Annotated in this window: 7 protein-coding genes; 3 read left to right on the top strand and 4 right to left on the bottom strand. The window is 43.6% G+C overall.

The window, feature by feature from the left end:
* Positions 1-396: 396 nt before the first annotated feature.
* A complete protein-coding gene (locus R7P36_RS20170; RefSeq protein WP_005384268.1) occupies positions 397-1,269 on the bottom strand; it encodes a Tim44 domain-containing protein in 873 nt (290 codons plus the stop codon).
* Positions 1,270-1,661: 392 nt separating this feature from the next.
* Here R7P36_RS20170 and R7P36_RS20165 point away from each other — a divergent pair, with 392 nt between their 5' ends.
* From R7P36_RS20165 to R7P36_RS20155, 3 genes are all read left to right on the top strand, one after another.
* The gene (locus R7P36_RS20165; protein ID WP_005382308.1) at positions 1,662-2,252 is read left to right on the top strand and encodes a TetR/AcrR family transcriptional regulator; all 591 of its coding nucleotides are present in this window, start codon (positions 1,662-1,664) and stop codon (positions 2,250-2,252) included.
* Positions 2,253-2,265: 13 nt separating this feature from the next.
* The gene (locus tag R7P36_RS20160; RefSeq protein ID WP_213899475.1) at positions 2,266-4,140 is read left to right on the top strand and encodes an MFS transporter; all 1,875 of its coding nucleotides are present in this window, start codon (positions 2,266-2,268) and stop codon (positions 4,138-4,140) included.
* A gap of 114 nt (positions 4,141-4,254) precedes the next feature.
* Positions 4,255-5,184, top strand: coding sequence for a YeiH family protein (locus R7P36_RS20155; RefSeq protein WP_213885746.1), 930 nt, complete (start codon positions 4,255-4,257; stop codon positions 5,182-5,184).
* On the opposite strand, the gene R7P36_RS20150 is transcribed toward R7P36_RS20155, so the two are convergent.
* The 3 genes from R7P36_RS20150 to menC all read right to left on the bottom strand — a co-directional run bounded on the left by R7P36_RS20150 (position 5,181) and on the right by menC (position 7,871).
* The gene (locus R7P36_RS20150; RefSeq protein WP_213899476.1) at positions 5,181-5,369 is read right to left on the bottom strand and encodes a hypothetical protein; all 189 of its coding nucleotides are present in this window, start codon (positions 5,367-5,369) and stop codon (positions 5,181-5,183) included. The genes R7P36_RS20155 and R7P36_RS20150 overlap by 4 nt on opposite strands.
* A gap of 100 nt (positions 5,370-5,469) precedes the next feature.
* Positions 5,470-6,897, bottom strand: a complete 1,428-nt coding sequence (menE, locus tag R7P36_RS20145; RefSeq protein WP_176310858.1) for an o-succinylbenzoate--CoA ligase — start codon at positions 6,895-6,897, stop codon at positions 5,470-5,472.
* The gene (menC, locus tag R7P36_RS20140) at positions 6,882-7,871 is read right to left on the bottom strand and encodes an o-succinylbenzoate synthase (RefSeq protein ID WP_213899477.1); all 990 of its coding nucleotides are present in this window, start codon (positions 7,869-7,871) and stop codon (positions 6,882-6,884) included. Before menC ends, menE begins: the two co-directional genes overlap by 16 nt.
* Between the last annotated feature and the right edge of the window lie 15 nt (positions 7,872-7,886).

The raw sequence follows: 7,886 nt of genomic DNA, 5'->3' as shown, positions 1-7,886 counted from the left end.
CTACAATCAAAAATTGCAACGCAGTTATCGAGTATTTTAACAAGCTAGAATGACCAGTTATTTACTACGATTGGTATAACCTATACTCAATCTCACTAAAGCAACCAACCCCATGTGAAACTCCACAAACAAAAGGCTGAGGAGCAGATCTTTACCCTACAAACAATGTACTAGCTATTTTGATTTTGTTAGTTCGTATGGCCTTAATATGAATGTTCAATATAAATAGGAAAACACTTGAGGACTTACTAGAAAAAGTGGGCTCGCAAAATTACCAACCGGACTCAATTAGTGATGTTTGTATAAAAACACGTACAAGAAATATAAATGATAGATACAAAAAATCCCGCAGGGGATGCGGGATTTTTACTAGTGACTAAATTGGTTTAAAGGTGACTAGCCTTGAATACCAACGATTAACCATGGCGCATTAGGCGCAGTCAAGTCACGCTCTAGGTGCCAGATATCTTCGATTTCTTCTTCAACACCTTCTACTGTGTCACGGTAACGACCGCTAAACTGCAGACTAAGCTGTGCTTTATTTGCATCGTAATCAGCACGGACGATCTCCGCATCAACGTACATTACGTCAGTATGCTGCTCACCGTCGAGCTTCGCGCGCTCTGCTTTTAGGTCTTCAAACAAGCTTGGAGAAACATATTCTTCAATAGTTTCTAGCTGGTTGTGATTCCACGCACCTTGCAGGATTCGATAGTGTTCACGAGAACCATTAATGAACGCTGCTTGGTCAAAACCCGGTGGGTAATTATGTGGTACGTCTGTTTGAGCGCCAAAACCACCAAAGCCACCATTATTTGTGTTTGGTTGTTGCTCAAAGTTTTGCATGTTTGGTTGCTCAAACTTAGATGCGTTGCCACCAAATGCAGGCTGTTGACGATGCTGGTTCATACTGCCCTGCTTCGCACCTAGCATACCGCGCATTAGTTTAAATATGACAAAGGCAATCAAACCAATAATTAGGATATCCATAAACTGGATACCTTCAAAAGCACCGCCAAAGAATGCAGCAAGTAGACCACCAGCAAGAAGTCCGCCTAGCAGACCCCCCATAAGGCCTTTCTTACTTGAAGACTTTGTCGTCTGATCTTTGCCGACCGTATTGGTGTTTTGTTGCTGTTGTTTCGGTGCTGGTGCAGTTTTGTAGCTCTTACCGAAAGACTTACTGCCACCAAACTTCTTCGCTTCCGCGATAGGCGTTACAGCAACAGTAAACATCAATAAAGCAACAATAGAAAATAAACGTTTCATCGTTATCCTTAAAGTTAGCTATCTAAGATAGTGCCCCATTTTCAAGACGAAACAATCGTTGTTTCAAACAGTAGCACGCCAAAGATGATTTTTAAGTCATCATACTCTGTATACCGATTGATGAAAATAGCTTATAGAAGCTGACATGTATCAGAATATTGCCAAAAATGCAGACTGCTCACACTGCTTACAATTCAGCTGAAGGCGCTTGATCAATGTAAAAAAAGTATGGAATAAGTTCACTAATACTCCAGATTGTTTTACTTGAATTAGAATCAGTGACACAGCTCAGAATCCTACACCTTGAGGGCACTTGGACACATTGCCTTGTTGACGGTTAATAGGTAGCTGACTATCATATTGAACGATGTTCAATAAAGTAGTTTGAGAGTATGGCGCGCAGAAACGATCACACCCGAGAAGAGTTAGTGAATTTGACGTTAACAACGGTCAAAAACTTTTTAGATGAGAATTCTTACCACGAACTCAGTCTTCGTAAAATCGCTAACATGATTGGTTACGTGCCAAGCACATTGGTAAATGTTTTTGGTAATTATAATTTGTTGTTGCTTCATGTTGTCGCTCAAACTTTAGATGAGTTATCTCAAGAAGCACGCAAAGCGACTAATGACAGCAAAGACTCCCATCAAGCGCTTTTTGAACTCGCTTATTGCTACCACGATTTTGCTCAAAAACACCCATACCGTTGGCAGTTAGTGTTCGAACACAACATGAATGGAGCAGAACTTCCGGAATGGCATGCCAAACGTATCGATGGTATGACGGGAATGCTAGAGTCACTATTGGCTCAAATCGCACCACATCGTACTGAATCCGAAGTGATTCAAGCGAGTCGAGTCCTTTGGTCTGGCGTACATGGCATTACTTTACTCAGTGTTGATGATAAGTTTTTCTCTAGTGAACCGATTGATGGCAAAGAGTTGATCAGTAATCTTCTTTCCAACTACCTCACGAACTGGTAACAAAGGATTATACATGTCATCCGACAGACAGCCGTCCTTACTTACGCAGAGAAAATTCCTGCCCTATTTCATTACTCAATTTCTTGGCGCTTTTAACGACAATATTTTTAAAAACGTTTTGCTGTTGTTTGTCGCATTCGCTGGCTCCAGTGCACTGCCTATTTCGAGCAATTTGTTCATCAACCTTGCGGCAGGCTTGTTCATTCTACCGTTCTTTCTGTTCTCTGCTTCCGCTGGCGTATTAGCCGACAAATATGAAAAGTCATGGTTTATTCGTAAGGTCAAACTATTTGAAATAGCCATCATGCTGTTAGGTGCCATCGGATTCATAACCGAAAGTTATGGTGTGCTTTTATTGCTACTGTTTTTAATGGGCACACAGTCAGCATTTTTTGGCCCAGTTAAATATGCCCTTTTGCCTCAAAAGTTAAATGCTAAAGAGTTAGTGCCCGGCAACGCTCTTGTTGAAGCTGGTACCTTTATCGCCATCCTTATTGGCACCTTAGGCGCTGGGATTATAGCCTCTGCAGACAACGCAAAATACCTCGCCGCATTTTGTGTCGTGATCTTCGCATTGTTAGGCTACTTGTCGAGCCGCTCAATCCCCTTTGCTGCAGCCAGCGCACCCAATCTCTCTTTTCGTTGGCAACCATACAAGCAAACCAAACACACGCTCTCTATCGCCAAATCCGATCGAGTTGTTTTTCAATGCATAATGGCAATAAGCTGGTTTTGGTTTTTAGGCGCCGCATATCTAACACAATTCCCGAATTTCACTAAGATTTACCTAAATGGCACCGAGAGTGCGGTGTCTTTCTTGCTCGCTCTATTTTCCATTGGTATCGCGCTAGGGTCGCTACTTTGCAATTGGATCTCAAACCATCGTATAGAAGTCGGTATTGTGCCAATTGGTGCCTTTGGCATTACGGTATTTGGGTACCTAATGGCCACTTCCATTCCCAATGATCTACCTACTTTCCATAACTTTGTAGACTTCTTTAGATATGAGCCTTTTGGGCCATTATTTTTCTACCTATTGATGATTGGCGCTTCGGGCGGTTTGTTTATCGTGCCTCTTTACGCATTAATGCAGCATCGAGCAAAGGAAACCGAACGTGCTCAAGTCATCGCAGGGCTCAACATCTTTAACTCTCTGTTTATGGTCGGCAGCGCTGTCTTAGGTATTGTGTGCTTAAGTGTAATCAAGATGACAATTCCTCAGCTGTTTGCATTGTTAGCCATTTTAAATTTCTTAGTCGCCGCTTACATCTTTTTGCAAATTCCTATTTTTGTAGTTCGCTTTGTCATGTGGATGCTTACGCACACCATCTATCGAGTTAAGCATAAGAATCTACATAACCTACCCGAGCATGGTGGGGCATTAATTGTATGTAATCATGTAAGCTACATGGATGCATTGCTACTTAGTGCAGTATGCCCAAGGTTGATTCGTTTTGTGATGGAGGAAGATTACGCCAACCTACCTCCATTAAGGCGCTTTTTACGTCGAACTGGGGTAATTCCAATTTCAGCGAGTAACAGAAGCTCTATCAGACGTGCATTTAACGATGTGGAAGCCGCGCTAAGCGAAGGTCATATCGTCTGTATTTTCCCTGAAGGAAGATTAACTTCAGATGGTGAAATGAATGAATTCATGCGCGGTATTGATATCATTCTACGTCGTAGCCCAGTACCCGTCATACCTGTTGCACTTAAAGGCTTATGGGGAAGCTATTTCAGCCGCGCAAAAGGTCGCGCATGCTGTGGCTTACCGACTCGATTTTGGTCAAAGCTAGAAATAGAGGCAGGACAACCGGTGCCACCAAACGAGGCAACGGCAAAAACAATGTTCGATAAAGTGCATCAACTTAGAGGCGACTGGCGATAAATACACTTAAACACATGTTTAGGATAACTGAACATGTGTTCAAATCATTAAGACAAACTGACCACACCCAGTGCGATATACTCTCCCTTTCATTCACAACAGCGAATAAAAACCTTGAATAGAAACTACCTCCTGTTTGGATTGGCGTTACTTTTTTGTCTAACCCCTCTTGCCTCCTCTCCCATTGCTCTAGTTATCGGTTTTCTACTCGCAAGTTTTGGTTTTGTGCCTTCCGAGCTGCCCATCGCTTCTTTTACTAAAAAGCTGCTGTCTTACTCGATTATTGGCTTAGGCTTTGGCATCAACTTCGAGCAAGCGCTTACAGTCACATCGGATGGTATCGGCCTGATCATCGCCACTATTACAGGCACACTGATCATGGGTACTCTCATTGCCAGGGTACTTAAATTGGAGCGAGTAACCGCTTACTTAATCTCATCAGGTACTGCAATTTGTGGTGGTAGCGCAATTGCTGCTGTGGCACCGGCGATTAAAGCGAAAGACGAGCAGATTGGATTAGCACTGGCAACGGTATTTGTCCTGAACTCCATTGCACTCTTTGTGTTTCCTGTGATTGGACATGCTTTAGGGCTAGATCAACACACGTTTGGCACATGGGCTGCAATTGCCATTCATGACACATCTTCTGTTGTCGGGGCTGCCTCGGCCTATGGGGAAGAAGCGCTAACTACGGCAACAACATTGAAACTCGCGCGCGCTTTATGGATCATTCCTGTTGCTTTGATCAGTGCCGTCATCTTTTCAAGAAGCCAAAAAGAGTATGGAAAGAAAAAACTAGCTATCCCTTATTTCATTTTTTGGTACTGTGCAGCTATCGCGTTTAGCGACTTCTTTCCTCAATTTGAAATGGTCTATCACGGCATTTTCATTGGAGCAAAGCAAGCGTTGGTTGTATGTCTGTTCTTGATAGGTTGTAGCATTTCAATTTCAAAACTAAAGTATGCTGGAGCTAAGCCACTGTTGTTTGGTGTGACTCTGTGGGTGTTAATTTCGACCACTTCTCTAAGTTGGTTACTGTTTTAGATATTGGTGGTCTGCTTATCGCGTTGAGGGGACGGTATTTCCCGTTTGCTATTTTTGTATATAACGACCAACGCAATAGCGCTCAAAAATGCCGTTAGCTCTGCAAGAGAGCGGGCTAGCCCTTCACTACTTATCGCGATACCAATTTGTAGTGCTACTGCCGCAATTAAAACTAGCTTTGCCATCCTGAACCTTATGCATTTTCTCTCCACGAAGAAGCATAATTATGATTCAGAGTTATAAGGATACGAAATTCTCTTTATGACTAATACATAGCAAAATTGACTAATGCTGAAGTGATGACAGTAGCCACTCTTTCACGGCCTTACGTGAAATTTTGATCCCACCTTCTAGTAGAGTTAGTGGCATTACATGGTATTCCACTGGCCATTTAAACTTCTCTAACTTTGATTGTAAGTGCTGGTCATACTCCGACTTGCTGCGCAATCCATTGGTCTGAATCACAGCTACTGGTCTATGACCAAACTCCGCGTCTTCGACTGGAACCACTATACTCTGCACTACACCATCAATTTGGTTCAAAGCGGCTTCAATCTCTTCACAATGGATATTCTCACCACCAGAGATAAACTGATTGTCGGCACGGCCGATTATCTTTAATTCATCACCTTGCCACTCGCCAAGATCCTTGCTGTAAAACCAGCCTTTCTCATCCAGAAATGGGGTAACATGTCCTTGATGGAAATACCCTGCCGCTAATGTCTTACCGCCAATAAAAATGCGTTGGTCAACTAATTTTATCTTACGGTGCTTCAATACATGTCCAGCATTACTGGTGCTGTCAATTCTCTTTGCGGTAACGGTAGAGGCCGCCTCCGTCATCCCATAACCTAACCATGTCTCAATGCCTTGCCCTGTTGCTCGTAGTGCCAACTCGTGATCAACGTGGCTGCCGCCCAGTAGCACATGTGTCAATGACAAATGTGCATCATCATCCAATAACCGTTTGAGCTGAGTCGCAACCAAAGAAGCGTGTGATACGCCCTGAACATCATCAACAAGTTTCCCTGAACCGACTTTTAGTGTTGCTCCGACATATAGCCAACGATAGACAATCGCTAATCCAGAGACGTGATACAGCGGAAGCGATAACAGCCAAGCATCTTGCTGAGTGAAAATGAACTCCTGCAACAAGCCCTCTGCAGACGCAAGATGCTGTCGATGTGTATGAACCACAGCTTTAGGCTCACCTGTAGAGCCAGAAGTAAATACTACTGAAGCGAGCCGGTCATGATGATAGCTATCTTCAGTCAACGAATCACTCTCTTGCGGTGATACTACAGGCGGTGAAAGCAATGTTGCCTTGAGTTTTTGTATATCATGTTCAGAAAAGGTCGAAGCGCATTCCTGAGAAAACCAGATAAACCGAGTTTGATCAGGCCTGTAAAGTGTAGCAAGCTTACCCTGCAACTTATCTAGTGGTTGTTCCATGGTCAGCGCAGCGAGCGCGCCTAACTGTTTGGAGGCAAGATAAAACAACAGTGTTTCTACTTGGTTCTTGCCAACCAAAGTCAGCACATCCCCCCGAGTTACACCCAAGTCATTCAAATAGTGAGTGTATTGGTCAATACGCTTCGAGAGTTGTTGCCAGTTTAAAACTTCTGTTGATGTCTTGAGTGCAATAGAAAAAGGGCTCGTTTGAGCCCAATATTTCCATGGTGCCTTCGCAATATTGTCTACGCAGAATGCCACACAATCTCCTGGTCTTTTAGAGGAAGAACGGGAAGTTCACACTTAGGCCAGCCCTGCTCTAGCTGAGCTTTGAATAAGCCAATCGTATCCAAACCTGGAACTTCATCAGGCAGCTGCCATTGGGCAAAGCGCGCTAATTGAGTTAAACCGAGACTGGATTCAATGCTCGAGCTAATCACTGCTTTCATCCCTAGTGACTTCGCTTTCTCTATCAGTGTAATACAAAAATCCACTGAACCAATGAGTGTGGGTTTGATAATGATCGTTTTCACTCCAGTTAGATCTTCAAGACGGAAATCTTCACGACGAACCGCATCTTGCAATGTTTCATCCCAAGCGATAGCAATACCAGTATTAATCGCAAAAGAGAGACTATCGCCAGGAGAGCGGCACGGCTCTTCCAAAAAAGTAATGCGCTGACGCAAAGACGGAGTAATGTATTTAGCAAACTGCTGCGCTCTTTCTGGTGTCCAAGCGCGATTGGCATCGAGTCGAAGCGCTAATTGAGGGATTGATTCAAGAAAAAGGTTCACAAGCATGCCATCGCGAATTGGCTCATAAAGTCCAACTTTCACCTTAGCGACTTTCTCACCTTCCATTTCGTTCAGCTTTGGAATGAGCTCATCTGGGTCGCCAGTGCATAGTGGCGCTGTTTGGTATTTACCTTGTTGTGGTAAGCCACCAGCTAATTCAAGCTGTGCCATCGATAAACCAAACGCAACCGACGGGTACATATTGGCATAATCCACATCCAACTCTGCTACCCAACGTTCCGCCTGTTCTTGTAGCTGAACACCCGCATCTTCGGTGCTCTCTAAACTAAAACTAGGAAGAGGAGCGACTTCTCCAAACCCTATTTGGTCACCTTCAGAAAGCGCAACAACATAACCAACACGTTCGGTTAGCTTGTTGTCACGTAGGATGACACCACTATCCATGGGCAAGCTATAACGATAAATTTTCGCTTCACGCATAATTCAAGTCCTATG

The organism is Vibrio sp. 397 (assembly GCF_033339395.1).
GTDB classification, from domain to species: Bacteria; Pseudomonadota; Gammaproteobacteria; order Enterobacterales; family Vibrionaceae; genus Vibrio; species Vibrio alginolyticus.
The sequence above is the reverse complement of the archived record's forward strand: the minus strand, read 5'-3'. Positions and strand labels throughout refer to the sequence as shown.